This window comes from Pseudotamlana agarivorans, assembly GCF_018860245.1.
GTDB lineage: Bacteria > Bacteroidota > Bacteroidia > Flavobacteriales > Flavobacteriaceae > Pseudotamlana > Pseudotamlana agarivorans_A.
In genome coordinates this window covers 227,869-254,379 of record NZ_JAHKPD010000011.1, presented here as the reverse complement: position 1 = coordinate 254,379, position 26,511 = coordinate 227,869, and the positions used below count along the sequence as shown (strand labels likewise).

General features: G+C 35.3%; 25 protein-coding genes. 17 read left to right on the top strand and 8 right to left on the bottom strand.

Translation table 11 applies throughout. The features are described from left to right. Positions 1-31: 31 nt before the first annotated feature. Together KO493_RS05940 and KO493_RS05935 are read right to left on the bottom strand one after the other, a co-directional pair. Positions 32-697 (bottom strand): outer membrane beta-barrel protein, encoded by a 666-nt coding sequence (locus KO493_RS05940; protein ID WP_216067022.1) that lies wholly within the window; start codon positions 695-697, stop codon positions 32-34. Between the two features lie 405 nt (positions 698-1,102). Beyond that, positions 1,103-1,564: a UpxY family transcription antiterminator gene (locus KO493_RS05935; protein ID WP_216067021.1), complete on the bottom strand. Its 462-nt coding sequence runs from the start codon at positions 1,562-1,564 to the stop codon at positions 1,103-1,105. A gap of 571 nt (positions 1,565-2,135) precedes the next feature. On the opposite strand from KO493_RS05935, the gene KO493_RS05930 reads away from it, so the two are divergent. From KO493_RS05930 to KO493_RS05920, 3 genes are all read left to right on the top strand, one after another. Continuing rightward, positions 2,136-4,262, top strand: coding sequence for a thioredoxin domain-containing protein (locus tag KO493_RS05930; protein WP_252723164.1), 2,127 nt, complete (start codon positions 2,136-2,138; stop codon positions 4,260-4,262). Positions 4,263-4,466: 204 nt separating this feature from the next. Next, on the top strand, positions 4,467-4,688 hold the full coding sequence (locus KO493_RS05925) for a helix-turn-helix domain-containing protein (protein ID WP_216067020.1): 222 nt from the start codon (positions 4,467-4,469) through the stop codon (positions 4,686-4,688). Beyond that, the gene (locus KO493_RS05920) at positions 4,675-4,968 is read left to right on the top strand and encodes a hypothetical protein (protein WP_216067019.1); all 294 of its coding nucleotides are present in this window, start codon (positions 4,675-4,677) and stop codon (positions 4,966-4,968) included. The genes KO493_RS05925 and KO493_RS05920 overlap by 14 nt, the downstream gene beginning before the upstream one ends. Positions 4,969-5,104: 136 nt before the next feature. Here the strand turns inward: KO493_RS05920 and KO493_RS05915 are convergent, their stop codons facing one another. The 6 genes from KO493_RS05915 to KO493_RS05890 form a co-directional block, all read right to left on the bottom strand. After that, positions 5,105-6,640, bottom strand: coding sequence for a phosphatase PAP2 family protein (locus KO493_RS05915; RefSeq protein ID WP_216067018.1), 1,536 nt, complete (start codon positions 6,638-6,640; stop codon positions 5,105-5,107). A gap of 112 nt (positions 6,641-6,752) precedes the next feature. Then, positions 6,753-7,877 (bottom strand): BamA/TamA family outer membrane protein, encoded by a 1,125-nt coding sequence (locus KO493_RS05910; protein ID WP_216067017.1) that lies wholly within the window; start codon positions 7,875-7,877, stop codon positions 6,753-6,755. A 453-nt stretch (positions 7,878-8,330) separates the two neighbouring features. Then, positions 8,331-10,721: an arylsulfatase gene (locus tag KO493_RS05905; protein ID WP_216067016.1), complete on the bottom strand. Its 2,391-nt coding sequence runs from the start codon at positions 10,719-10,721 to the stop codon at positions 8,331-8,333. Between the two features lie 18 nt (positions 10,722-10,739). Further along, entirely contained in the window at positions 10,740-11,558 is an 819-nt protein-coding gene (locus KO493_RS05900) for a hypothetical protein (RefSeq protein ID WP_216067015.1), read from the bottom strand. 80 nt (positions 11,559-11,638) lie between these two features. Next, positions 11,639-14,029, bottom strand: coding sequence for an arylsulfatase (locus KO493_RS05895; protein ID WP_216067014.1), 2,391 nt, complete (start codon positions 14,027-14,029; stop codon positions 11,639-11,641). Positions 14,030-14,350: 321 nt separating this feature from the next. After that, on the bottom strand, positions 14,351-15,220 hold the full coding sequence (locus KO493_RS05890; RefSeq protein WP_216067013.1) for an AraC family transcriptional regulator: 870 nt from the start codon (positions 15,218-15,220) through the stop codon (positions 14,351-14,353). Between the two features lie 281 nt (positions 15,221-15,501). On the opposite strand from KO493_RS05890, the gene KO493_RS16025 reads away from it, so the two are divergent. The 14 genes from KO493_RS16025 (at position 15,502) to KO493_RS05825 (ending at position 26,461) form a co-directional block, all read left to right on the top strand. Beyond that, positions 15,502-15,630 carry a HipA domain-containing protein gene (locus KO493_RS16025; RefSeq protein ID WP_354667425.1) on the top strand — a complete coding sequence of 43 codons (129 nt, stop codon included), beginning with the start codon at positions 15,502-15,504 and terminating at the stop codon, positions 15,628-15,630. 24 nt (positions 15,631-15,654) lie between these two features. After that, entirely contained in the window at positions 15,655-15,876 is a 222-nt protein-coding gene (locus KO493_RS15870) for a hypothetical protein (RefSeq protein ID WP_252723163.1), read from the top strand. 919 nt (positions 15,877-16,795) lie between these two features. Continuing rightward, positions 16,796-17,461 (top strand): DUF4255 domain-containing protein, encoded by a 666-nt coding sequence (locus KO493_RS05880; protein ID WP_216067012.1) that lies wholly within the window; start codon positions 16,796-16,798, stop codon positions 17,459-17,461. After that, on the top strand, positions 17,454-18,791 hold the full coding sequence (locus tag KO493_RS05875; RefSeq protein WP_216067011.1) for a hypothetical protein: 1,338 nt from the start codon (positions 17,454-17,456) through the stop codon (positions 18,789-18,791). The genes KO493_RS05880 and KO493_RS05875 overlap by 8 nt, the downstream gene beginning before the upstream one ends. A 27-nt stretch (positions 18,792-18,818) precedes the next feature. Continuing rightward, entirely contained in the window at positions 18,819-20,228 is a 1,410-nt protein-coding gene (locus KO493_RS05870) for a phage tail sheath family protein (protein WP_216067010.1), read from the top strand. Positions 20,229-20,266: 38 nt separating this feature from the next. Next, entirely contained in the window at positions 20,267-21,169 is a 903-nt protein-coding gene (locus tag KO493_RS05865; RefSeq protein ID WP_216067009.1) for a hypothetical protein, read from the top strand. A gap of 18 nt (positions 21,170-21,187) precedes the next feature. Further along, positions 21,188-22,105, top strand: a complete 918-nt coding sequence (locus KO493_RS05860; RefSeq protein WP_216067008.1) for a hypothetical protein — start codon at positions 21,188-21,190, stop codon at positions 22,103-22,105. Between the two features lie 27 nt (positions 22,106-22,132). Then, a complete protein-coding gene (locus KO493_RS05855) occupies positions 22,133-22,606 on the top strand; it encodes a phage tail protein (protein ID WP_216067007.1) in 474 nt (157 codons plus the stop codon). Positions 22,607-22,614: 8 nt separating this feature from the next. Then, positions 22,615-23,079 carry a phage tail protein gene (locus KO493_RS05850; protein ID WP_216067006.1) on the top strand — a complete coding sequence of 155 codons (465 nt, stop codon included), beginning with the start codon at positions 22,615-22,617 and terminating at the stop codon, positions 23,077-23,079. Between the two features lie 3 nt (positions 23,080-23,082). Then, positions 23,083-23,244 carry a DUF5908 family protein gene (locus KO493_RS05845; RefSeq protein WP_216067005.1) on the top strand — a complete coding sequence of 54 codons (162 nt, stop codon included), beginning with the start codon at positions 23,083-23,085 and terminating at the stop codon, positions 23,242-23,244. Then, positions 23,244-23,948 carry a CIS tube protein gene (locus KO493_RS05840; protein ID WP_216067004.1) on the top strand — a complete coding sequence of 235 codons (705 nt, stop codon included), beginning with the start codon at positions 23,244-23,246 and terminating at the stop codon, positions 23,946-23,948. Before KO493_RS05845 ends, KO493_RS05840 begins: the two co-directional genes overlap by 1 nt. 1 nt (position 23,949) lies before the next feature. After that, positions 23,950-25,737 carry a type VI secretion system tip protein VgrG gene (gene vgrG / locus KO493_RS05835; protein WP_216067003.1) on the top strand — a complete coding sequence of 596 codons (1,788 nt, stop codon included), beginning with the start codon at positions 23,950-23,952 and terminating at the stop codon, positions 25,735-25,737. A gap of 9 nt (positions 25,738-25,746) precedes the next feature. Beyond that, entirely contained in the window at positions 25,747-26,037 is a 291-nt protein-coding gene (locus KO493_RS05830) for a PAAR domain-containing protein (protein WP_216067002.1), read from the top strand. Position 26,038: 1 nt separating this feature from the next. Further along, entirely contained in the window at positions 26,039-26,461 is a 423-nt protein-coding gene (locus tag KO493_RS05825) for a GPW/gp25 family protein (protein ID WP_216067001.1), read from the top strand. Positions 26,462-26,511 lie beyond the last annotated feature (50 nt).

Sequence of the window (26,511 nt, the reverse complement as noted above, 5' to 3'; positions counted from 1 at the left end):
GGGATTCTACTTTTTCGGTTTTTGGACCAGTTTACTTCTTCGAAAGTAAATATACAACAGCTAAATTGTATTGTAAATAATGTGAGGCGTCTGAGGTGTATGTGAATTTAGCCGCAGCATCCATATTTAAGGCCATGTTTTTTGTAAACCAGATGTTTAATCCTAATGACGCATTACCTGTTATTCTTGATTTAGGTTGTATTTCTTGCTGATTTTTCTTGTTGATGTATTCCTCTATAGAAGTGTAGCCAAAACCGTAACCCATATAGAAATCGAAGGTTTCTGATTTTATTAATTTTCTGAACGAATATTTAGCACCCAGGTCGAATGCAAAAAAATCGGGATTTGATTCTGAATCGACTATGGTACCATCGATAGATTTTCCAGGTTTAAAACTATTGAAGGACGCTTTGGCATAAAAACTAAATTGTTCCTTGAAATAATATTCTGCACCAATAGTAATAGGGGTTTGGAATGCCCAATTGTGTGCTTGATTTTCTTTAAATTTGAAGAGGTTGTTAAGGCTATTTCCTGAATCGTCTACGATATTGACACCTGCGGTGAAACTCCAATTGTTTTCAAATTGGCTTGTAGTAGTATTTGACTTTTCTGGTGCTTTTAAATCTGTGTAGTCCTGTGCTGTGATAAGGTTAATCCAAACTAGAGGTAGTAGTAGGTAGAGCTTAGAAATTTTCATAAAATAGTAATGGGGTTGTTTAAAGTTTTGGGTTGTGTAAATTAAAGTCAAAATTATTATTTTTCATAACAGTTGACTTATAAATACGATGTATTGCGGTTATTTTAGGTGGGTGACCATATGCTCTGGTGTTATTTTAAGTAGAATGTCAAACCGAGCGGCGTCGAGATTGGTTTCTTTTGACATCGAAAGATTCTCGACTGCACTCGAACTGACAATAGTATTTTATTTAAAAGGATTATTTTCAAAACAATAATAATTTTTTACTTGACGCACTTAACTACTGCCCTCGGGAAAAACATTTTGATATGTAAAAAGGCTGTTTTGGTGACTTTATTCCACCGCTACGCCTCCTGAGTCACAGCAAAGGTTGTTATGCTACCAAAAAAAAATACTTGAAACAGTTTAATTTCTGTTAAAAGTAATTTTCATATCTAAATCCAATAAAATTAATTGGATTCTGTTGGCGTTTATTTCATGAACCAGTGCTTTTTTGCCTTCAAAAAGCCCCGATTTTATTTTTATACGGTCGCCAGGTTGGATGTTTTCAACTTGAGCCTGCGTATTTTCCTTACTCAGCCAATTTTTCATGACTTCAATATCGCTATCCTTAACTGTGGCTGGTTTGCCTAGCCAAAAAAGAAAACGTACCACACCTGGGATTTGGAACACCAAATCATGTTCAATCTCCTTGATTTTAACAAGTACATAGGATGTGAGTAGTGGAATTTCTACTTTTTTTTTTCTATCAGACCATTGACGTATTTCTGTCACAGTAGGGCTGTAAGCCGTTATGCCAAGTTTGGAAAGCGCGGTTACTACCTTCTTTTCATTTCTTGGTTTTACGTATAAGACCTTCCAATCCATCACGATACTATGCTTAATTGTTTATTAAAATATTTAACAACACATAATAACATAGAGGAGGGATAAAGATGAGCCAATAATTAGTAAAGAGAGAGAGATCATACTAATAAGTTTAATTTTTTTCACGATCAAAGGAATTAATGGATTAATGTAATAAACTCTATTTATATCAAATCATAGCGTAATATTTTTCATAGCAAAGTTATGGAATTTTATTAACATTGCTTTAACTTAATATTAAAGTGCTGTAAAGGATGGATGCTTTTATGGATTATATAAAATTTTAATAGCAATTTTAGTAATTTGATGAGCTATGTGGATTTGGTGTGCGATTTTTTTTAATACGGCCTTGTTATATGGGTTTTGCTAGTTTATGGGATAGGTAAATTTCAGGCCACAGCGTTTATGGTTTAAATGGCTTTTACCATAATGAATAATAGAAAAGGAAATAGAAATATTAAAGCATTGCCCTGAAAATGGCTGCAAGGTTGTTCGCTTAATCTCCAAATTTAATGGCAATACGTGTATTCATTTTAAAATGTATATTTAGCCATACAAACAAAAACTATACATGACCTATAATATTAAGTGTTTTTTATTCCGTTTAATGCTTCTCACGCTTTTTCTATGTGGATGTTCGGATAAGAAGAAGGCTGCATCCAAACATAAATACACCAACGATTTAATAAATGAAACAAGTCCTTATTTATTGCAACACGCGCATAATCCAGTTGATTGGAAAGCTTGGAGTCAAGAAACTTTAGATTTAGCAAAAAAGGAAAATAAGCTTATGGTGATATCGGTAGGTTATGCCGCTTGCCATTGGTGTCATGTTATGGAAGAAGAGAGTTTTCAAAATGATTCTGTGGCTGCTATTATGAATTCTAAGTTCATTAATATTAAAATAGATCGTGAAGAACGCCCAGATATCGACCAGGTTTATATGCATGCTGTGCAGCTGCTAACAGGAAGTGGTGGTTGGCCTTTAAATTGTATTGCGCTGCCAGACGGTAGACCTATATTTGGAGGTACTTATTTTGAAAAGGAGCCATGGATTAAAATTCTAAAAGACCTTTCTGAATTATACGAAACAAATCCAGACAAAGCGATTGCTTATGCAGATCAGCTTACAGAAGGTATAAAAGAATCAGACTTAATTACAGTAAATAGAAATCCATCCGACTTCCAGAATAGCGTCCTTGTTGATGCCGTAGATACTTGGAAAGAAAATTTTGATATAATTGATGGCGGTGAAAAGGGTGCACCTAAATTTCCGTTGCCTAATAATTTAAATTTTTTATTGCGTTATGCCGTGCAAAACAAAGATACCGTAGTAGAAAATCACGTTGAAAATACCTTGGTAAAAATGGCTTATGGGGGTATTTACGACCATATTGGCGGTGGGTTTTCTAGATATTCGGTAGATGCAAAATGGCATATTCCTCATTTTGAAAAAATGTTATATGATAACGCCCAACTGGTAAGTGTGTATTCCGAAAAATATTTGACGCATAAAAATAAACTATTTAAACAGGTTGTTTTTGAGACTTTAGCTTGTTTAGAGCGGGATTTTTTTGATGGCAAACAGGCGTTCTATTCAGCTCTTGATGCCGATAGTTATACCGAAAAAGGAGCGCTAGAAGAAGGCGCGTATTATGTTTGGGGTAAAGAAGCTTTAAAACAACATTTAGAAGGAGATTTTGAAGCCTTTAAGGTGTATTATAATATCAATGAAACAGGCGCTTGGGAAAATAATAACTATGTGCTTTATAGAAATAAAACACATGCTGAAGTGGCGAGCTTAACAGGTCTTACAGAAGATGAATTGGAAGCAAAGCTTACCACATGGAAGCAGGTGCTCTTAGAAGTACGAGATAACCGTAAACCGCCACGAACGGATAATAAAGCATTAACCGGTTGGAACGCCTTAACTTTAAAGGCTTATACAGATGCTTATCGCAGCTTCCAAGATCCCAATCATCTTAAAATGGCCGTAAAAATTGGAGATTTTATTATCGATATTCAGAAGCAAGAGGGTGGTGGTTTAAACCGGGTGTACATAAATAATGAAAGTTCCATAAATGCGTTTGCTGAAGATTATGCGCTAACAATTCAAGCGCTAATCGGGTTGTATGAAGTGTCTTTAGATGAAAAATGGCTTACTGAGGCCAAGCAACTCATGGATTACACGTTGACTCACTTTTACGATGATGCTTCGGGAATGTTCTATTTTACATCAGATTTAGACGCCACTTTGATTACAAGAAAAATGGAAACGGTAGATGGCGTTTTACCTTCATCTAATGCCGTTTTAGCTCATAATTTGTTTGCCTTAAGTTTGTATTATCATGAGGATACCTATTCCGAAAAGGCAAATCAAATGTTACATAATATAAGTAACGACGTTCTGTTATCCCCCTCAGGTTATAGTAAATGGTTGGGGTTAATGCAGAATTTTACAAAACCGTTTTATGAGGTTGCTGTTTCAGGTGATAATGCCAAACAAAAAATAAGTGCATTGCAACAGTATTATCTGCCTAACGTTATTTACGCTGGAGCACGTTCAGAAAGTGAATTACCGTTGTTAGAAAATAAATATGTTGATAATCAAACCTATATTTTTGTGTGTAAAAAAGGAAGTTGTAAAGCACCGCAAACTGAAGTTGAAAAGGCTATTCAATTAATTTTAACTGATTAGTGTTTATAAGGCTTCAAATAGATACTATTTTTAGTGGCCACCAAATTGCAAATCGATTTTATAAGTTGGCAATATTGAAAAACCATTTAATTGAACTCTTAAAATTTATATGTAATAACATATAATAAAGATGGTTTTACAAGAATTGTATGTATTTACATATAATTTAGTGTTTTTGTTTAAAATTATATTTAATTGCATATAATGAAAGAGTTGTCTGAATTTGTAAAAGAGGGCAGGAAAGCCGTTGATTTAACACAAGTAGAGTTCGCCGATAGAGCAGGAGTGGCGCTTACGGTAATCCGAAAAATTGAGCAAAACAAAACCAATTTAAACTTAGGTAAAGTGAATCAAGTTTTAGAAATGTTTGGTCATAAGCTTGCTCCTATAAGTTTAAAAGAATTTGATGCTAATGAGACAAGCTAGAATATATTACGATACCGTGTTTTGTGGGGTTTTAGTAGAGACCAATGACGGCGATTTTACTTTTAATTATGATAGCGATTTTATAAATGATAATGCTTTGGATCTTGATCTAGCTTTAGAGGTTGCTCCTTATTTTAGGCTAGCCGAAAAGGAGGCATCACAAATAATAGGCGAAATAACCTTTGTTGTAAGCAATTGGAGGGTAATTGGCAATAAATATGGATTATCTAGGAGGGAACAAGAATTAAAAGCCTCAGCGTTTGTTAAGATAGTTGACTGATTTGTAGATATTGCAACTAAATTTGTTAACGCAAAAATAAAAACCCCATAAACAAAGGGTTTACAGGGTCTATATTAAAACATTTTATCTGTTAAAATTCTCGGGGTTTAAAAATAGAAATATTCAAAGCATTATTCTACCAAAGCATCACATCAACATTGACTCCAAAAGCATAAGAATCGTAATTAACTTTATGGGCTTCCTGAGGTAAATATGTTGGAGCTCCGTTATTAAAATCATCCATTTCAACCACATTATATTTTAAATCTCCTATGTTATAATCAGCGTAAAGGCCTACTGAAAGATTTTTATTTAAAACACGTTTATAATAGATACCCGATGCCCAACTGAAAGAGGTTTTAGGATCAAAATCGGCATAAACAAATTGTTCTAAAGGTTCTTCTTCACTAGCTTCATTTGTACTGGTTAATTCTTGCACATACAATTTAGTACTAGGTCCTGAAATTACCCCAGTAAGTAATTTGACTCCAATGGAATTCTTCCCAAAAGGTATTTGATAATAAGCACCTCCATAATACATCATATTTCCTGAAGCTTCAGGCAACAATTCAAACCCTTCAGCATTAAAGCTTTGTTGTAGCGACTCATCTATTGATATAGGAAAACTTTGAAACCCTATCTCACCGCCTATTCCAATATTTTTAGTTATAAAATAAGCACCCTCCGTAGAAATTCTATAGCCATCTTGAGATGATAATCCCAGAACATCTGTTTCTTCAATTAAACTAGCATAACCCACTTTAACACCAAGAAAAGACGGTTTTGATTCATTTATAATTCTATTGGTTTCTTCAATTTCATTGATTCCATTTTCTTTCCACCAGCCATCATTTAGAAAATAAGCAAGTTCGGTGGTTCCAATACCTATCCCGGCACCAGCAAATACATCGGAAATCCAATGGCGATCATTTAACTGTCTCATAACGCCAGTAAAAGTCGCCAAGGTATAAGCAGCTATACTGTAAAATGGGCTTCTATGTTTATATTCTTTATGGAATATGTGTGCACCCATAAAAGCGGTGGCTGTATGTCCTGAAGGAAAGGAATTATTACTAGAACCATCTGGTCTTAGCTCTGCAATACCATATTTCATACCTTGAACAACAACGAGATTTATGGCAATAGCGGTTCCTATGGTAGATGCTTTTCTTAAAGTACTATGCTTACTCCTTATGCCCGCGGCATCTAATGCAAACACCCCAATGTATGGTAAGTACTGCGTAAGGTCATCAATCGGACTATGAAAATCAGGAAGATATCTATTAATATCCTCTTTTACACTTACTTTAAAATCGTAGTTAAAATGCATAATAGTTCCGGCCGCAATTAACCCTCCTGCAGCAATCAAAGATGCACCTGTATCTGTTTTATACCATTTATCTTTTATGTGAGTTACATCCTGATAGATTAAACTATAATTTGGTTTATTTAATAAAAAATCATAAGTATTAGAAGCAATGACACCATCTTGAAATTGATTTACAAAGTCATTATTGGTGATAAAATGAGAGGATGAGGACGAAATTAAATAATTATTAGCCTCAGTAGAAGCAAAACTAAACTTATTACTTAATTGGTTTGAGGGTAATGCGTATTGCGCAAAAGTAAATCCATATGCTAAAAAACATAAAATATAAAGACATCGTTTCATAAGTAACTTTAAGCCGGCTTAAAATTTAATAATACTAAGTTAAGAAAGAAATTAAAAAAATAAATATAAATGATAAAAATCAGACGATAAAAAGGTCCGAAAAGGCCGCCTCTTAAAATGCTTCCATTACTCCAAAATATAAGCCCTGATTACCATCTACCCCAATTGCATAATCTAAACGTAAATTAATACGTTTCTCACGTGAAATCATAAAGCGCATACCCATACCCGCCGCTGGTAACAATCCACGTTCAAAGGCCTCCTCTTCTTGGTCGTTGCCCCAAATAGAACCAAGCCCTGCAAATGCAACGGCTCCCCATCGGTTATAAAATCTCCAGCGATATTCTGCTTGAGCGGCGATCATATGCTTGCCCTTGTATTTTCCGGCCTGATATCCTCTTAAGTTATTACGTACACCATAATTTTGATAACCGTCAAAAGGTACGTCACCCGTTGCAAAACCACCACCTATTGCAAAACCCAGTACCTGATTAGAAGCTATTGAGGTGAAATAAGCGCCTTCAAAATCAGTGTCGGTATAATTGTTATCACTACCCAACCAGGCAGTATTAAACTTTGGTCTGATACTAAACATAAGTCCCTTGGTAGGGTAATACACGTAATCTCTGGTATCTATTGAAAAATTTAGCCCTATGCTGGATACAAAGTTGTCTGTAATATCGTTTTGATCGAAAAAATCACGGGCAAATTCATTTTCTTCATCCGTACCATTTTTAAAGGTGTAATTGGTTTGTGTCCCGAGGTATAACATCCCGAGGTAGAGCTCTCCAAGGAGTTTTCGACTATACTCTAAAGTTATGAATTTACGTTTTTCGGTAAACACCAGTCGCACATCATCTTCGCCTTCAATATTATAAAGGAAATTATTGTTTACATTAGATATTCCAGTGGCAAAGTTCATGCGGTTTCTGTCCTCACCCCAAAATAAACGACTTATAATCGTAATTAAATGGCTATCATTGGTCGAATATAAGCCCATGACATTTACATTAGATGGCGGTGAAATTGTATCGTTTTGGTTAAGTTTAAAGAAATACATACCCATACCACCAAATCCTGTTTTCAATGTTGGGTTATTAACAATTAATGGCACAGCTGTAAGCGTATTGCTCGATTCATCAAAATGCTCGTCTATGTCATGATTTTGAGCTTGAAGTATGTTTGAACAACCGATAGTTAGTGCAAATAAAATTATAAATATTTTGTCGAAATTCATTGTTTAAGGATTAAATCTTTTTGTGTCTGTAATTATTTTAAATAACCAAAAGTGCGTTTATATCATAAATGAAACTCCAAGAAATGGACCTAACACGTTTACTTTCGCATTGAATTCGTCAGGCGTTCCCTCGTCGTCTACTCGTTTACAAGAATAATTTCTGAAACCAGCATTAACAGACATTCAATTTAATACTCTAAAATTATTGACAGATTTAAAATAGTAAGAAAACTTTTAAGGGTTAGCTATTCCAAAACCACCGATATTAAAACTAACACCTAGCATAACTTTATCGCTAAGAACAAATTTTGTTTTTGCTCCAAGCATTCATTTCATCTATGTCCATGTATTTATCGTCTGCGACTTGGTCAAACAAATGACCTATACTCTCAAATAATATAAAAAGGATAAGAATGTTTTTAATCATCTTATAGTTTGCAACATGAATAACTTCTAATTTATATATTTTATATTGATTTTCTGAATCTTACCATTAAACCTAAACGGTGCACGGTCAAAATAATCTAATGCTACGGGTGAACCGAGATCCGCGCCGACATCAAAAGTTTCAGATGCAGTATGACCTCCTGGTACTGATCGATCCATGCGCATTTGCCCCACTTCCTTGCCATTAACCCTTAAGGTAACCGTGGCTGGAGCAAGACGTGCTTTCGAATCGTATTGCGTTCGCACTTCAATCTGAACCTTTCCAGTGGGAAGAGGAGACTTTGAAGACGCTTTAAAACGGTTTAATGTCATGGCGTTATACTCCGTTTTTAAGTAGCCTTTATCCATATAAACTGTAAAGCCTGAAGAAATACCGCCAAGTGCAAAAAGTACACCTTCTGCATTTTTACCAATCTCTGCATCAATCACAGCCAAGGTTGAACGACCACTTACAAACTTAGGAGCCATAGCTTCAGGAATACGATCTTGTCCTTCATAAAACGACCATTCCTTTAGGGTTGAGGAAGGCAATAATTCTGGGTGCATAAACACAGTGTAAAAGGATGCTCCAATTGGATATACGTGATTATCTGTAGCCTCTTGATCAAATAGGTTTTTTAGTTCAACTAATTTCTCGGGGTGCAATGCGGCAAGGTCTTTTGATTGCGAATAGTCTTCGTTTAGATTATACAATTCCCAAGTATCTTTAGATGGATCCCAATTTGCAAGATCAACCAAGGCAGCCGACCAGGGCTGTCTTGGGCCTGCAACCCCAGCATACCAGCCATCATGGTAGATGCCGAGACTACCAAATATTTCAAAATATTGAGTTTTATCAGCTGGTTTTGCATCTGGCTGGTCAAAGGTATACGCCATCGAAACACCATCTAACGGCTGTTGCTCAATACCATTTACGGTTTTCGGTGCAGTTATGTCCAATACGTCATAAATGGTTGCTGCTATATCGTTCACATGATGAAACTGGGAACGTACCTTTCCGTCAGGTTTAATTTTATTTGGCCAAGAGATAACCAGTGGTGTTCTTGTGCCTCCAAAATGTCCAGCAACAAGCTTAGTGCCTTGAAATGGAGATGCGCCTGCATAGGCCCAACCATGGTGATACATCGCATCAAGTGTTGGACCACCTAAAGCTTCCATGCCGCCATAATCTTTATTGAGGATCTCAATTTGTTGTTCAATAGTAGAAGGCATGGCATTCTGTGCTAAAAGTTCTGAGATGGTACCGTTGATACCCTCAGCTGAAGGTCCATTATCAGAATTTATGTATATGATTAATGTATTATCTAATTCACCTTGACGTTCCAATTCGTCTACAATTTTTCCATATTGAACATCGGTATGCTCCAAGAAGCCAGCGTAAATTTCCATGAGTCGTGTTTGAAATTCTTGTTGAGAAGCCGGAATATCAGACCATTTCTGCATGGTTTCTGCCAAAGGATTAAGTGTTGCATCTTCTGGAATCCATCCGAGTTCCTTTTGCTTTTCAAAGGTCATCGTTCTCAAAACTTCCCAACCTTCATCAAACTTACCATCGTATTTGTCTGCCCATTCTTTAAATATATGGAAAGGGCCATGTACCGCTCCAGGTGTGAAATATACAAAGAAAGGTTTTTCAGGCTCTAAAGTTTTACTAGTTCGCATCCATTCAATGGCTTTTTCAGCCATATCTTCAGTCAAATGGTATTTTGGGCCATGTGGCGCTTCAATAGGATTGGTGTTTTCAAATAAAACGGGTTCATATTGAGAGGTTTCTCCTGCCAAAAACCCATAGAAATAATCAAATCCAAGTCCAGTAGGATAACGGTCAAACGGTCCGAGTTTTGTAATGTCTGTTATCGGTGTATTGTGCCACTTTCCAAAGGCAGAAGTATTGTATCCATAGTCGGAAAGTACCTGAGCGAATGTAGCCGTTGTTTTTGGTATTTTACCTATATAGCCATCCCAGTCTGAAGCAAGCTCAGCGATCTGACCAGCACCTACACGGTGATGGTTTCGACCTGTTAATAAAGAAGCTCGTGTTGGCGAACACATGGCGGTGGTGTGAAAGGCATTATACGTTATACCTGATTCTGCTAGGCGAGTCATGGTTGGCATATGGACAGGGCCTCCAAATGTCGATGGGTTAGAAAAACCGGCATCATCCGTCATGAAAATAACGATATTGGGAGCGTCTTTTGGTAGATGATTTTCGGCAGTTCGCCATGTATGTTTTGAGTCTGCTAACGTTTTTCCGGTGGTGCTCGCAGAAGTGGGTTCTGGAAAAGGTAAAATGCTACCGTCTGTTATAGTTTCGCTAGTTTTATTGTTTTTTTGTTCTTGGTTACAAGAAACTAAGAGTCCTGCTACTAATAAAATCAGAATAAATTGGTTTTTCATAGTAATTGATTTTAGTACTTAATTTATTTCTTTTGTTTTTTTTGAAAATATACGCTTTGGTAGCATGATTTGTAATTGAAAGCGCCATTGCCATTCTGGTCCAAAATCTGGACGTACCACATTATAATAGAATTGGGTTTGTAAATTTACAGGAAGTTTACCACCTAGCATTATTACTTTACCTCCACCACCTCCTATGGGTACAATCCATCTGTCTTCAGATGCAGCTGTCCAGTCAGATGTAATGATAGGGGCACTATTTACATACCAGCCATTCCCTAATTGCTTAACTACAAATAAATTAAGAAGCATGCGGTTAACGTCTTCTCTATTAGATTCGCCTGCAAACGACCACGTATTATTTAATAAGGCGCCAACGGTCCAATCACCAGGTTGTACTAATGCGACAGCCGATGGTCCAGCACTCCATTTTTGCGAACCACGCAGACTTCCACCCGTTGGTAATTCTATCACAGGTCCAAATCCCCACATCACCCCTTTACTTTCAGGTACATAAAATGCCGTGAATACAATGTCACTTAATCCCGATGTTAATTTTCCGCTCTCGCTTCCAAAATCTGGAATATTAACTATAGGTAAAATTGTTCTAGTGATTAGTTTACCACCCATTAATGGAATAACTGGCTGAATGTTAAGTATATTAACATTACGGTTAAATTCCCCATAATTCATGTTCAGGTTATTCTGGAATGGAAGACTTATCAAATCGGCTAGTGGATTCGCTGCGGCTTCAGATAATTCTTCTTGGGATTGTTGCGCATTTAGAGAGGCAATCATTAAAATGATAAGAGCTATGGTTGTTAAAAAGCTTTTCATTGTTTCAATATATTATTTAGGATGCTTATAAAACAAGAGATATAAAAGAAACTATTATTTCCTTTATATCTCGTATTGGTTTAATTCAAATACTTAATATCGATTTTATTAATTTTTCCGTTGAATTTGAAAGGTGCGCGATTAAAATAATCCATGGCAACTGGTGAGCCGAGATCCGCGCCAATATCAAATGTTTCAGAAGCTGTGTGAACGGCTGGTACTGATCTATCTATACGCATTTGCCCCACTTCTTCGCCATTCACAGTTAAAGTTACTGTTGCTGGTGCAAGACGTTCTTTTGTGTCGTATTGCGTTTTTACTTCAATTTGAACCTTACCCGTTGAAACTGGCGACTTTGAAGCCGCTTTATATCGATTCAAGGTCATGGCGTTATACTCCGTTTTTAAGTAGCCTTTATCCATATACACCGTAAAGCCAGAAGATATGCCTCCAATAGCAAATAAAACGCCTTCTGCATTTTCGTCAATTTCGGCATCAATCACTGCCAAAGTAGAACGTCCACTCAAGAATTTAGGTGCCATAGCTTCAGGAATCCGATCCTGACCCTCATAGAATGACCATTCGGTCAGCGGTGAAGAGGGCATCTCGCTAGGGCTAAAAAATATGGTATAGTAAGAAGCTCCTATCGGATAAACTAAATTATCAGTGGCCTCTTGATCAAATAGGGTTTTTAATTCCCTCAATTTTTCTGGATGCGCTGCAGCAATGTCTTTTGATTGTGAGTAATCTTCGTTTAGATTATACAATTTCCAGGTATCCTTAGAAGGATCCCAATTGGTAAAACCAGACACATCTACTGACCATGGATCTCTAGGGCCGGTAACATTTGCATACCAACCATCGTTGTATATGCCATAGCTACCAAAAATTTCGAAATATTGCGTCTTATCCGCTGGTTTTGCATCTGCATTACCAAAAGTATACGCCATCGAAACACCATCAAGAGGCTGTTGTTCTATGCCATTTACGGTTTTAGGTGCTGTAATACCCAAAACATCATAAATGGTGGCTGCGATATCGTTCACATGATGAAACTGTGAACGAACCTTTCCATCCGCTTTAATTTTATTTGGCCAAGAGATAACCAATGGCGTTCTTGTGCCTCCAAAATTTCCAGCAACAAGCTTCGTGCCTTGAAATGGAGATGCTCCTGAATATGCCCAACCATGGTGATACATCACATCTAAGGTTGGCCCGCCCAAAGCTTCTAGACCACCATAGTCTTTATTGAGTACCTCAATTTGTTGATCAATAGTAGATGGCATGGCATTTTGCGCCAAGAGTTCTGAAATGGTACCATTCATACCCTCGGCAGAAGGTCCATTGTCAGAGTTAATATATATAATCAAGGTATTATCTAACTCTCCTTGACGTTCCAATTCATCTACAATCTTTCCATATTGAACATCGGTATGCTCCAAAAAGCCAGCATAAATTTCCATGAGTCGTATTTGAAAATCCTGCTGAGAAGCTGGAATATCAGACCATTTCTGCATAGTGTCTGCTAGTGGGTTTAGTGTAGCGTTTTCTGGAATCCATCCGAGTTCTTTTTGTTTTGCAAAGGTCATTGTTCTCAAAACTTCCCAGCCTTCATCAAACTTACCATCGTATTTGTCTGCCCATTCTTTAAATATATGATGAGGTCCATGTACAGCTCCAGGCGTGAAATACACAAAGAAAGGTTTTTCAGGCGCTAATGTTTTACTTGTCCGCATCCATTCAATCGCTTTTCCTGTCATATCCTCCGTCAAATGGTATTTTGGACCATGTGGTGCTGCAATGGGATTTGTGTTTTCAAATAAAACGGGTTCGTATTGTGACGTTTCTCCGGCCAAAAAACCATAGAAATAGTCAAATCCAAGTCCAGTAGGGTAACGGTCAAAGGGTCCGAGTTTTGTAATGTCTGTTATTGGCGTATTGTGCCACTTTCCAAAGGCAGATGTGTTGTAGCCATAATCAGAAAGTACCTGTGCAAACGTTGCCGTTGATTTTGGTATTTTACCAATATAGCCATCCCAATCTGAAGCAAATTCAGCAATCTGACCTGCGCCAACACGGTGATGGTTTCGTCCTGTTAATAAAGACGCTCTAGTAGGAGAACACATAGCCGTAGTATGAAAAGCATTGTACGTGATCCCGGATTTTGCTAGGCGAGCCATGGTTGGCATATGTACAGGACCTCCAAAGACTTCCGGATTGGAAAAACCGGCATCATCCGTCATAAAAATAACAATGTTAGGAGCGTCTTCTGGAAGATGGTTTTTTTCTGTTCGCCACTGGTGTTTTGAATCTGCCAACGTTTTTCCAGTTACACTCGCAGAAGTGGGTTCTGGAAAAGGTAAAACACTACCATCTGTCATGACATCAATGGTCTTGTTGTTTTCTTGTGATTCTTTGCAAGAGGTCAAAATCAGGACAATTAGTCCGATTAAATAAGTTAATTTTTTCATGTCTTTACTGATTGTGAGCAGGTACTACTTTATTGGTTTTAACGTGAAGCATAAATACGTTTAGTGACATTTAATTTTGATTGGGTCTGGATTTAACCTGTATAACTTTTTGTCATTTTCGTAATTTTCCGTTTTATTTATATCCAGAGCTTTGGTAGTGCTGTTAACTAAGCTCCTTCAAGTTAGTGCTATTTTATGCTATCTCATTTTAACTCATTGTCAAATTTCTATTTGATAATGAGTATTCAAAATTAATCAGAGAGTGACTTTTGTAAAAGGTTAGTCTTTAGTAATTGTGGTTAATCCTTACGCTGATTAATATTATTTAACTGAGTTGTAAAATGATTTTGGAGTTTGGGTTGTATGTTTTTTAAAGAATTTCGTGAAATTTGTGATCTCGTCAAAGCCTAGCTTGTATGATATTTCACTTATGTTTTTGCCTTTTTCTGATAATAATCGTTTGGCTTTTAGAATTAAAAAATAATCAATAAACTCTTTAATTGTTTTATTGGTTAATGTTTTACAAGTGGTGTTGAGTTTTCTATAGCTTGTATTAAGAAAAATACAGTAATCCTTGGCATTTCGGGTAATTGCAATTTTATTTTCTAACTCTTTTTGAAAACGAATGAATAATTCCTTTGTCTCAGAATCAATACCCTTGTATTCTTTTGAGGGGTAAGATCGAATTTTAAGTAAGATAGTCCTTAATAGGTTTTGTAAAATTTCTTGTTTGTTAGGTGAGTTCTGCAAATGATATTCTTGAAATAGATAGGTTATAAGCGCGTAAAAAGGTTTATATTCTTGTTGATTTAAATTTATTATTGGCTCATATAGACTATCATTATATGGGTAGGTGTAAGAGATATCTTGAAATTTCACTTGATTATTATACAAGTAGTCTTCGGTAAAAAGAATTATAAATCCTTCGGCAAGTTCATGTTGCTCCCAAGCGTGGATTTGATTTTTTTCAACAAAGAATACACTCCCTTTACCGTAATCGTACGATTTAAAGTCAATACTATGTTTCCCTTTTCCTTTTGTTATACATATGATGGCATAAAAATTGATTTTGTGTGGTCTTGTCAATTCAATACTTGATAGCTGCTTAAAAAAATAGTCTAACTTGATGATTTTAAATCCAATGTCTTCAATTTTCTTTCTGAAAGCGTATTCTTTTATCTCGTTTGTCATTTTTGTCTTATCCTGAAATATGGTTACAGGTTAGTCCCGATAGTTATCGGGATGGACTAGTGCTTTTCAGAACCTAACAGTTCAGCTATTTTTAATCCGCACTGCTCAATATGTATCTTCTTTGTTTTTTTACTGAAAATGCTCATTTCTAATGTTGCCTAACGTATGTACAAACACACTGGTGTGTATATTTTTAAAATTCTACCCAAAGATATGCAATCCTTTAGACATCAATTGGGTTTTTTATAAAAGCAAAACTGCTTTTTGCTACATGGGTGTAAATTTCAGTTGTTTTTATAGAGTTATGGCGAAGAATCGTTTTTAGTATTTGTGTCTCTAACACAGACGATCATTTAAGAAATCGCGGATTTTTATTGACTTATAAAGGTTGGATATTATCACCTGCTTAAGATATAAATCCAGTGGAAACTGGAATGGGGTTAAAATTAAATATTTCTGAAAATGATAATGGTTTGGATCTTGATCTAGCTTTAGAGGTTGCCCCTTATTTTAGGCTAGCCGAAAAGGAGGCATCACAAATAATAGGCGAAATAACCTTTGTTGTAAGCAATTGGAAGGTAATTGGCAATAAATATGGATTATCTAGGAGGGAACAAGAACTAAAAGCCTCAGCGTTTGTTAAGATAGTTGACTGATTTGTAGATATTGCAACTAAATTTGTTAACGCAAAATTAAAAACCCCATAAACACTAAGTTTACAGGGTTTAAAAGTGGAGTCGGAGACAACGACCATAATTTCAACTTTATAGTGTTTACAGGGCTTCCAAAAGGTGCTATTTATAGAGGTCACCGAATTGGTCTCGATTTAACAAACTTTAACGTTTGGGTTTTAATTTTGATGTCAAAATGCATCAAATCACTATGCCTTTAATTTGAAATTAGTTTTTAGAGCAAATGTAAATGAGCTCAATAGTATAATTTGCTTAGTATTAATAAACATTAAAGAGTAATGAGTAGTTTTTGTTTTACAGATTTTTCTTTAAAAATCTAATTAATTTAGTAAAGTTTTTTTGAAAATCTTAATATTGAACTCATTTTTTTTAGTCAAACTCTATCTGCACTAAGAAATAATCTTTCTACGGTGATACAGGCTTGCTGCGAAGTTCTTGTAGCAACCAAACAGTATTTCAATATTGTAAAGTTCACTATGATTGCCCGCGAGAGGTTCGGACATTGTAATAGGTGTTCTTTGTCAATCATTTAAATTGAGCACATGGGGGCTTTGCGTTTTTCCTATCTTGGTACCGCACTTACTCTTACTTCAAAAAATACCATGTAGCTACATATTAGTAATTGATGCTTTTGGACACCTGTTGTTAATTTATAAAGAAAGTCATTTACAATCCCAATTATTAAAACGTTAAAGAATTTTCTTTCAATTTCTTGGTCATTTTATTTTAATCAAAAAATTTGACTCACTTTATTGTTTCACTACTAATCATTTTTCATTAGGATATCATAAATCCCTAAAAAAGGGGATTGGCTAAATGTCTTATTATGAATATCTTACATCTTAAGTTTTTAATGATAAATCAATCCCAGAAAATAAAAAAAATGATTGCTCTCGCATTAAAATTATTAAGAGACGAATTAAGTGACTATATCGATCAGAATAAAAGGTCGGGAGATGGTATTACAAATGCAGGAATTATACTGGGTAATATCGCTTTGATGGATACGGATGATACAGGTGCTTTTAATGATAAAGTTATTCTCACTCTGGTCAATACAGAAGAAGAAAGCACACTGAAAAATGGCAGTCACATTATAAAGACCAATACAGGAGTACAGTATGTGGAACCTCCAATACATTTAAACCTATACATTTTAATATCGGCAACCCTAAAAGAAAATCCATCCTCGGATAATTATCAATTTGCCTTACACAGAATATCTCTGGTCTTACAGTTCTTTCAGGCAAAAAAAAGTTTTACGGTTCAGAACTCTCCTTTTAGCACAGTATCGTCAGATCAATCTGGTATAGAGGATGATTGGATAACAAACGAATTAAGAGACGAGCTTAAATTAAATGTTGAATTATACACCTTGACCTTTGAACAAATTAACCATTTATGGGGTTCCTTGGGAGGCAAGCAAGTACCCTTTGCCATGTATAAAGTTAGACTGGTTAAAATTCAAGAAACTTCTGGTATTGAAGCTCCAGTTATTGAAGAAATTAAGAATAAAGTTTTAGTAACTAATGCCGAATGTGATGAGTGAACTCCTGTATAAGCCTTTGTTTGAAGTTAATCTACTTCACGACTATTATTTGATCTCATCAGATGGCGGTTCATTTTTTGAAAAAACAAAAGCAGAAAAAGAGGCACTAATTAAAACCAAATTAAGTCAACAAACATATAATGTTACAGATTTTTTCGGAATAGAACCGACAGAAGCAACCAAAAAAATCTTGAGTGAATATAAATTGATATACAAAAAAACAACGTTAGGGTTTTTAGTAGGAATTGAAGTTATGGAAGAGCTCAAGTTGGGAGCTAAGGTATATAAACCTCGTTTTGAACTTCCAGACAACCTTAGTCTAACGTTTTCAATAAACGTAGTAGTGACTAATTTTTTGAGCATGACCAATATTAGCATGAGACCCACTTTACCTACTATTTATTATTTCACAAATAAAGACAAAATAGAGTTTGTAGAAGCCGAATCCAGCTATAAAACTTTGCCCATATCTGTAGAGGCAGAGCCCTATCAAAATGGTATACGTTATGAAATGGGAGCTTTGGTGAAATTTGGAGCAGGCTTAAGAGAGGCTTTGGAATTTACAATGACCAGCAGTAGCAATCTAAGTTTTTGGGGGAAACTCAATGATAAACGTTATGTTACTAATGCTGATAGGGTTTTGTTACCAGCTATTTTCAATTATCCTGTGAAAAAAGAACAAAATATAACCCAACTACAAGTTGTATTAGAAGATCAGGATGGTAACCTAATAAAATCGATTACCAAGAGTAGTATCAGCCCTCTCCAAAATGTACACTTGAATTTTGAATTTATAGATGAAACTATTGAAAATCCAGTAGCAATATCTGAAGGTTTTTACAACTTGAAGATTAAGGAAAATGGAGGTTCGGAAATCAGTTATTCAGTGTATTTAAATGAGAGTTTGTATGTCAAGAATCAGTTAGGAATTATAGATGTACGTTTGGACGTAACCGATTCTCCTTTCAGTCTGTTGGATGTAGATGGATATATCAAAACCAGAGTAGAAAATACTGGTGAGTACACATCGCATCCTGTTTATGAACTCAGGTTTAAAAACAGAAAAACATATTGGAGGTATAATAAAGATCCAAAATTTCAAGCTGAAGATGTATCGGTTGATCTCAATCCACATGTCGTATTTGAGCCAGTTACAAAAAAAATAATTTCTAAAAAGCCGAAAGGATTAACACGCGCATTAGTGCCTTTTATAAGTGGAGCCAATGAGAAAATATTGCCATACCCTAAAACACCTTCATTGAAGGTTGAGGGGAGAAGAATGTTTTCTGAAATCTATATTAATAAATCAAACAGATTAGTCGATAGTTAAAATTAATCTTAAAACAAAAATGACATTATGAATTACAAAACACCAGGAGTTTATATTGAAGAAATCCCTAAACTCCCGCCGTCAATTGCACAAGTAGAAACAGCAATTCCAGCTTTCATTGGATATACGGAAAAGGCTTTGGATGAAAGGGGAAATCTGTTGCTTAACGATCCCAAAAGAATTAGGTCTATGTTAGAATATGAACGTTTTTTTGGTAAAGCCGTTCCTGAGGAAAATCTTTCGGTACTTATTAAGGAAACACCAGGCGCACCAGTAAACGTACAAGCATCTATTACAGATAGAGCAAAATATATTATGAAATATTCATTAGAAATGTTTTTTGCTAATGGAGGAGGGCCATGCTGGATTGTTTCAGTAGGTGATTACTCTACTGGAATAGTGAACTTTGCCGATCTTAAAAAAGGCCTTGATGCTACCGAAAAAGTAGATGAAGTAACACTTTACGTTTATCCAGATTCTCAGGGTATAGATAATTTTTCAGACTTCTATAATCTTTTTGGAGAATCGATGGATATGTGCGAAGAATTAAAAGATCGTTTTACAGTAATGGATATTTGGTTAGATCCTACGCAACCAGACTTATTGGCAAATATTGAAACGATGAGAAATAATACACCTCCAGAAGAAAATACAATTAAGTACGGCGCAACATATTTTCCAAATGTAGAGACTATACTAGATTACTATTATGGAGGAGAAGGAATAGGTGATGCAAGAGTAACAATTGTACACGAAGGTAGTGACGGTTCTTTAAATGGAACATTAGAGGAACTAAAAACTAAAAACAATGCACTCTATTTTCAAGCGCAAAATTCGATACGAAACCTGCCAATGGAGATGCCTCCATCACCAGGAATTGTTGGGATATATGCCAATGTAGATTCTTCACGTGGTGTTTGGAAAGCACCCGCTAATGTCAATATGGATTATGTAATCAAACCAGTTATAAAGATTACAGATAAACAACAAGAAAGCTTAAATGTAGATGTTAATGCTGGTAAGTCAGTTAATGTGATACGTTCTTTTGTTGGTAGAGGTAATGCCATTGTTTGGGGAGCTAGAACTATGGCTGGTAATAGTAATGAATGGCGATATATCTCTGTTAGAAGATTTTTCAATATGGTCGAAGAATCTGTTAAAAAAGCATCGGTGCAATTCGTTTTTGAACCTAACGATCTCAATACTTGGGTAAGAGTTAAATCAATGATAGATAATTTCTTAGTGCAACAGTGGAAAGCAGGGGCTTTAATGGGAACTACTCCAGAACAAGCTTTTTATGTAAAAGTTGGATTAAATGAAACTATGGATGAAGTAGACATTTGGGAAGGACGAATGATAGTTGAAATTGGAATGGCTGTAGTAAGACCTGCAGAGTTTATCATTTTAAGATTTAGTCATAAAATGCTATCAGAGTAATCTTAGAAGACGATAATTAAATTTAAAACAATAGTAAAATGGCAAATACAAATGGTAATGATGGCGATTTGCAAAATCCTGAAAAAAAGATTTGTGAAAAGCTGAAATATATCAAAAACGAGAAAAAAGCTGCAGATAGTTTATATAAAGCTAATGACACAAAAAGGGAGTCTAAAGAAATCTCTCGTGGTTATAAAATATGCTGTCTTAATAAAGCAGAAGAAACTCATAATCTATATCAAGATTTAATGAGCTGTATAGTCTTAAAAAACTACACGAAGGCAGGGATTATTCAAAAAAGTGTTGATGATTATTGTAAAAAAGACGATGACCTTGAAAAGCTTATAAATGAATCTTCAAAGCTTATCAATGATTTACGCATCAAAATAAACGAAGCGAATGATGCCGCTTGTGTTATGGTTAATTGTGTAAAAGAATGCATTATTCCTAAACCTAAAAGAGGTAAAGATTCAAGTGTGGCTAAAGAAGTTAAAGATGTTTCTAGAACACTAACTACTATAGCTGAGAAAACTTCCGAATTAGCGTGTAAAGGACAAAATGCATTCAACGGAGTAGTGAATATTGCTGGAATACAAACATTTACAAACACAGGTGGTCTTAAAAGTTTTGCAGCTAAGCTCATGAGTACCATGAAAATACTAAATGATTGTATCACTGAAAATATAAAAACTTCCGAAAAAGATGTGATCATCTATCGCGATGAATTAAATGTAATTATTGAAGAATTAGCAGAAGTTAGCTGCACCATGCTTACAGAGGGAAGTAAAAGTCAAGGATTAGAAAACACTCGACTATTTATTTGTAAAGGGGAATGTAAAGAAGACGATTTAGATATTTTATGTGAATGTGAAGATGAAGGAGGTTGCAATGACGATCACTATTCTGGAAAAAATAAGCAACAAAGCGTAGATAAAGATTAATAAATAAAAAATTGAATTATGGGCATGATAAATTTTTTGAACAACAAAGCCTGTTGTGAAGATGACCAGAGCAACGGAGGTAATGGTGATAAAAATTGCTTAACACAATGGGAAGAGCAATTAACCGATGCAAGTAATGATTATAGTGAGAAGTCTGCAGAATCAGATAAAGCAAAAGAAGCGTATGACAATTCCTATAACTGGAGAGATAAATTAACCAATTGGTTAAATCTCATCGAAAAGTCAAACGAAAAAGCCGATAACATTGTTATTGAACTTGAATTCTTTTATGGCCAAGTTATAGAGGTTTGTAAAAATGCAGAATGTACCAGTAAGGCTTTAGAAAAATTGCTTTGTCAATTGAAATCAATTTTTGACCTTTTGTATACCTATGAAAATGGAGAAGAACAGCTAAAAACTCTTGTTACCAAACTAATTAAAGAAATAAACTGCGTTAAGGATGTCAAAGATAAAGACAAAGAAATCGCTATTAATTGTGTAAAAGTTTACGAAGAGAAAATTAAAATGGTGTGCGAACTCCAAGGTGATCTCTTATGTAAGCTTATAGATGCACTCAAGTGTGCCAATCTCCTTTTTGCATATATCTGTGATGAACAAGGGTTGCGTTTTAAACTGAAGAAAATCTTAGATGAATTTAACGGAGATATAAAAGAGGAACCTGGTTGCTCTTCGGATGACGATGATTCTGAATCTTATCCATGTGATGCACAAGCTAAAAAGCCTCAACCAACAATGCCGATTGATAAAAGCGATTACTTTAAGAACACTAAAAGTAGCCTAGATATTGCGATTGTTAAAACGGATAAGTTTAAAGAGGGTTGGACAAAAAAGAAAAAGAAAAGCGATGATGCTCTAACAAGAAAAAATAGTCTTGCAGAAGCTATAAAAGCGGCAAAAGCAGCAGAGGGCAAATAACATTAAAAACAATAAAAAAATAAGATCATGGCAGAAAAAAAAATAGATTATCCTTTACCAAAGTTTCATTTTAAAGTAGAGTGGGGTGATAAATTTCGTATTGGGTTTACAGAAGTAAGCGGATTAGATTTCGAAACAGAAGTGATAGAATATAGAGAAGGTGATAGTGTGAAATATAATAAAACAAAACAGCCTGGGCTCACTAAGTATAGTAATGTAACACTTAAGAGAGGTACGTTTCAAGGCGATTTCGACTTTTATAAAGAATGGCAAAAAACATATTACTTCCAAGAGGGTAATAGTACGAGATCCAAGTTTAGAAGGGCTGTTACCATTAGCTTGTTAGATGAAAACCATAAAGCAATAATTACATGGGTTTTAGAAAATGCATGGCCTAGTAAAGTGCAGTCTACAGATTTAAAAGCAGACGCCAATGAAGTTGCGATTGAAACTATGGAGCTTGTTCACGAAGGCTTAACCATTCTTGAGGCGAAAGGATAGTCGTAATTATGAAAAGCACTCATCAAATAGTTGGGTTTCACTTTAAAGTAATTTTTGAGGGGCTTTCTGGTACAAATGGTGCAGATGTTAGCTTTCAGTCTGTTACAGGTTTAGATGTGCAAATAGAAAAAGAAGCTTTAAAAGAAGGTGGAGAGAATCGGTTTGAACATCAAATACCTGGACGTACAAAGTATACTACTTTAACTCTAAAAAGAGGAATTATTAAACCTAAAGATTCTAAGCTCACTACCTGGTGTCAAGATGCCTTTCAAAACAAGATAATAAGCCCTCTCGAAGTTGTTAATGTACAATTGCTAGATCAAGAATCTAAACCGCTAATGCAATGGCAGCTTTCACATGTATGGCCAGTAAGTTGGAAAATAGGAGAGTTTAATGCCGAAAGAGGTGAGGTGCTAATAGAAACCTTAGAACTTCATTATAATTATTTCAAACTAACACCTAAAAAAGAATAAAAAATGCCTTTAGAAATTAGAGAATTAGTTATAAAAGCTTCTGTAGGAGATGAAAAGAGTAGTTCTAGTTCAAATAGTGCTGCTGGTAGTACAAGTGATGAATCTACTATTAATGAAATTGTAGAAAAAGTACTTAGTATAATAAAAGAAAAGTCAGAAAGATAATGAATGAGTCAGGAAAATTAGTAAAGGTTTTAATTCATGCGTATGATGACGAGGAGTTTAAAATAAAATCCTCAACAAGTCCAGACCCCATTGCTTTGCCTGTTAATCCAGAGAGTTTTAACAGAAACTTAAAAGTAACATTAAATAGACAACAAGGTCAGGGAAATCAAGGAACTAATCCAGACTACAGAGGAACTGATCCAGAGGTGCTCAAGCTTGATTTTGTGCTCGATGAGACAAATTCTATTCAAGGATACAAACCTATTGCAGGAAAACAGTTTGTCAAAGATGAATTAAAAGCCCTAATGAATGCCGTTTATAAAATGAACTGTGGCATACACCGTCCGAATTTTTTAAAAATTCATTGGGGAACATTAGTGTTTACCTGTGTTTTAACCGATCTCGCATTAAATTATACACTATTTAAACCTAATGGAGATCCGTTACGTATTAAAGTTAGTGCTACTTTTTTAGAGTATCTATCTCAAAAAGAGCGGGTCGCACGGGAATGTAAAAAATCACCAGATTTAACGCATGTTAAGCAAGTAAAAGCTGGTGATCGGTTAGATTTTATGACACACCAAATCTATAAAGACCCGAAGTATATAACGCAAATAGCTAGGGCTAATGGTTTAACAACTTTCAGAAAAATAAAGCCAGGTGTATCCTTGGTTTTTCCTCCTCTTGTAAAAACAGTTGAATAGTATGAAAAATAGAGAAATACCTGTAGAAGCCTCATATAATGTAGCAACGTTTGATATCCTGATTAACGAACAATTAGTTGATCCAGGCTATCAGGTAATTTCAATTTCAATAGTAAAAGAGGTAAATAAAATCCCAACAGCTAAAATTGTTTTAAAAGATGGAGATTCTGCAGATGAGAGTTTTAAAATAAGTGAAGAAGAAGAATTTTTACCAGGTAAGTCAATAGTAATAAAAACAGGTCGAGATGGAGAAAATGACCTGCTATTTAAAGGAATAATAGTTAAACATGGTATTAAAGTTAAAGAAAATGGTGAAACTCAATTGATATTAGATTGTAGAGATGAGGTCGTAAAAATGACATTAGGAAGGCATAATTATTATTATGAAGAGCTGAGAGACAGTGAGATTATGGAGCAGATAATAGACAGATATTCGACTTTAAGTCATGATGTAGAAGTTACTACTATTAGTCATTTAGAAATGGTACAGCATCATTGTACAGATTGGGACTTTTTATTACTAAGAGCTGAAGCCAATGGTAAATTAGTAGTTGTTGATGATGGTGTTATTAATATCAAAGCTCCTGTTACAAATGAAGATCCTTCGCTTTCAGTATTATTTGGATCAACACTTATTGATTTTGAGGCCGAAATGGATTCTAGAAATCAGTGGACATCAGTTGAGGCTAAATCATGGGATTATTCTGGGCAAAATATGTTTGAACATGTAACCGACAGTGTACCAATTAACGAACTAGGAAACGTTAGCGGAGAAGATTTAGCCGAATTAATAAGTCCTGAAAAATTTGAGCTCAGACACACAGGTCAGGCGATTGAAGAAGAGTTGCAAGAATGGACAAAATCTTTGATGCAGATCAGTCGACTTTCAAAAATACAAGGACGGGCTAAATTTATTGGATTTGGAGCTATTAAGCCAAGTCAATTAATAGGTTTGCAAGGGGTTGGTGCAAGGTTTACAGGGAATGCTTTTGTTTCTGGTATTAGGCATGATGTTTATAATGGATCATGGTATACACAGGCGCAATTTGGTTTAAAGGAAGACTGCTTTTCTCATATTCATAAGAATATAACAGATGTGCCTGCAGCAGGATTAGTGCCAGCTATTAATGGTTTGCATATAGGAAAAGTAGTTCAGTTGCAGGATGATCCAGAAGGAGAAAATAGAATACTGGTAAGATTACCAATTATAGATAATTCAGCAAGAGGCGTATGGGCGAGAGTAGCCACATTAGATGCTGGTAAAGGTAATGTCAATGGAGGTAGAGGGTCATTTTTCTTGCCAGAAATAGAAGATGAGGTTATCGTAGGATTTTTAAATGATGATCCTAGAGAAGCTGTTGTTTTGGGAATGCTTAATAGTAGTGCAAAACCAGCACCAATTAATGCACAAGATGATAATCATGAAAAAGGGTTTGTAACCAGATCCAATTTGAGGGTTTATTTTAATGATGATACCAAAACGATAGTGATTGATACACCAGCAGGTAACAGTATCAAATTAGACGAAGATACAACCTCAATAACGATTGAAGATCAGAATGGGAATCTAACAAAAATGGATTCATCGGGTATAGAAATAAATAGCCCAGGAGATATAAAAATTGAAGCCTCGGGTAAAGTAGATATAAAAGCAGGAATGGAAATGAAATTAAGTGCGATGCAAATAGAGGCCAAGGCCAATGCAAATATAGAAATGAAGGGAGCAACTGCTAAGTTTTCATCAGATGGAATTACAGAGATCAAAGGGGCTTTAGTTAATATAAATTAAACAAATACTATGGGAGCAGCAGCAAGATTAGGAGATATGCATGTGTGTCCAATGTTTAATGGACCAGTGCCGCATGTAGGAGGGCCAATTGTTGGACCAGCAAAGCCTAATGTTTTAATTGGAGGGCAACCGGCTGCTGTAGTTGGAGATATGTGCGTTTGCGTAGGCCCTCCAGATACTATATTAAAAGGGTCGTCTACTGTTTTTATTGGAGGTAGTCCTGCAGTAAGAATGGGTGACATGACATCGCATGGAGGAAACATCGTTCAAGGGTTTCCAACAGTAATGATAGGAGGGTAATATGAATAATGACAAAGCATATTTAGGAACAGGTTGGTCATTTCCACCAACTTTTGATAGCGACAGTAAAACCGTGACTATGGTTAGTGCCGAAAAAGACATAGAACAAAGTCTTGAAATTTTACTTTCGACGAGCTTTGGCGAACGTGTTATGCAACCCGATTATGGGTGCAACTTAAGAGATTATCAATTTGAGAGTATCGATAATGCCTTTATCGGTTTTATAAAGGATTTAGTTGAAAGAGCGATACTCTTTTTTGAACCTAGAATTAGTTTAGAAAGAATAGACATAACCCAAGAAGATTCCTTTGATTTAATCGAAGGTTTCCTGAAGATTGATATTCACTATGAAATTGAGGGCACAAATACACGGTATAATTATGTGTATGACTTTTATTTAAGAGAAGCCAATCAAGGGATATAAAAAGATTATTTAAGTAAATGAAAAATCCGTCAAACATAGCACACCCATTA

Excerpts from the sequence above, each read along its gene's own strand:
- KO493_RS05940 (WP_216067022.1), bottom strand. The coding sequence starts at position 697 with ATGAAAATTTCTAAGCTCTACCTACTACTACCTCTAGTTTGGATTAAC.
- KO493_RS05865 (WP_216067009.1), top strand. The coding sequence starts at position 20,267 with ATGGCAAATACAAATGGTAATGATGGCGATTTGCAAAATCCTGAAAAA.
- KO493_RS05825 (WP_216067001.1), top strand. The coding sequence starts at position 26,039 with ATGAATAATGACAAAGCATATTTAGGAACAGGTTGGTCATTTCCACCA.
- KO493_RS05845 (WP_216067005.1), top strand. The coding sequence starts at position 23,083 with ATGCCTTTAGAAATTAGAGAATTAGTTATAAAAGCTTCTGTAGGAGAT.
- KO493_RS05935 (WP_216067021.1), bottom strand. The coding sequence starts at position 1,564 with ATGGATTGGAAGGTCTTATACGTAAAACCAAGAAATGAAAAGAAGGTA.
- KO493_RS15870 (WP_252723163.1), top strand. The coding sequence starts at position 15,655 with ATGGGGTTAAAATTAAATATTTCTGAAAATGATAATGGTTTGGATCTT.
- KO493_RS05870 (WP_216067010.1), top strand. The coding sequence starts at position 18,819 with ATGAATTACAAAACACCAGGAGTTTATATTGAAGAAATCCCTAAACTC.
- KO493_RS05830 (WP_216067002.1), top strand. The coding sequence starts at position 25,747 with ATGGGAGCAGCAGCAAGATTAGGAGATATGCATGTGTGTCCAATGTTT.
- KO493_RS05905 (WP_216067016.1), bottom strand. The coding sequence starts at position 10,721 with ATGAAAAACCAATTTATTCTGATTTTATTAGTAGCAGGACTCTTAGTT.
- KO493_RS05855 (WP_216067007.1), top strand. The coding sequence starts at position 22,133 with ATGGCAGAAAAAAAAATAGATTATCCTTTACCAAAGTTTCATTTTAAA.
- KO493_RS05915 (WP_216067018.1), bottom strand. The coding sequence starts at position 6,640 with ATGAAACGATGTCTTTATATTTTATGTTTTTTAGCATATGGATTTACT.
- KO493_RS05860 (WP_216067008.1), top strand. The coding sequence starts at position 21,188 with ATGGGCATGATAAATTTTTTGAACAACAAAGCCTGTTGTGAAGATGAC.
- vgrG (WP_216067003.1), top strand. The coding sequence starts at position 23,950 with ATGAAAAATAGAGAAATACCTGTAGAAGCCTCATATAATGTAGCAACG.
- KO493_RS05895 (WP_216067014.1), bottom strand. The coding sequence starts at position 14,029 with ATGAAAAAATTAACTTATTTAATCGGACTAATTGTCCTGATTTTGACC.
- KO493_RS05900 (WP_216067015.1), bottom strand. The coding sequence starts at position 11,558 with ATGAAAAGCTTTTTAACAACCATAGCTCTTATCATTTTAATGATTGCC.
- KO493_RS05920 (WP_216067019.1), top strand. The coding sequence starts at position 4,675 with ATGAGACAAGCTAGAATATATTACGATACCGTGTTTTGTGGGGTTTTA.
- KO493_RS05875 (WP_216067011.1), top strand. The coding sequence starts at position 17,454 with ATGAGTGAACTCCTGTATAAGCCTTTGTTTGAAGTTAATCTACTTCAC.
- KO493_RS05840 (WP_216067004.1), top strand. The coding sequence starts at position 23,244 with ATGAATGAGTCAGGAAAATTAGTAAAGGTTTTAATTCATGCGTATGAT.
- KO493_RS05910 (WP_216067017.1), bottom strand. The coding sequence starts at position 7,877 with ATGAATTTCGACAAAATATTTATAATTTTATTTGCACTAACTATCGGT.
- KO493_RS05850 (WP_216067006.1), top strand. The coding sequence starts at position 22,615 with ATGAAAAGCACTCATCAAATAGTTGGGTTTCACTTTAAAGTAATTTTT.
- KO493_RS05890 (WP_216067013.1), bottom strand. The coding sequence starts at position 15,220 with ATGACAAACGAGATAAAAGAATACGCTTTCAGAAAGAAAATTGAAGAC.
- KO493_RS05925 (WP_216067020.1), top strand. The coding sequence starts at position 4,467 with ATGAAAGAGTTGTCTGAATTTGTAAAAGAGGGCAGGAAAGCCGTTGAT.
- KO493_RS05880 (WP_216067012.1), top strand. The coding sequence starts at position 16,796 with ATGATTGCTCTCGCATTAAAATTATTAAGAGACGAATTAAGTGACTAT.
- KO493_RS05930 (WP_252723164.1), top strand. The coding sequence starts at position 2,136 with ATGACCTATAATATTAAGTGTTTTTTATTCCGTTTAATGCTTCTCACG.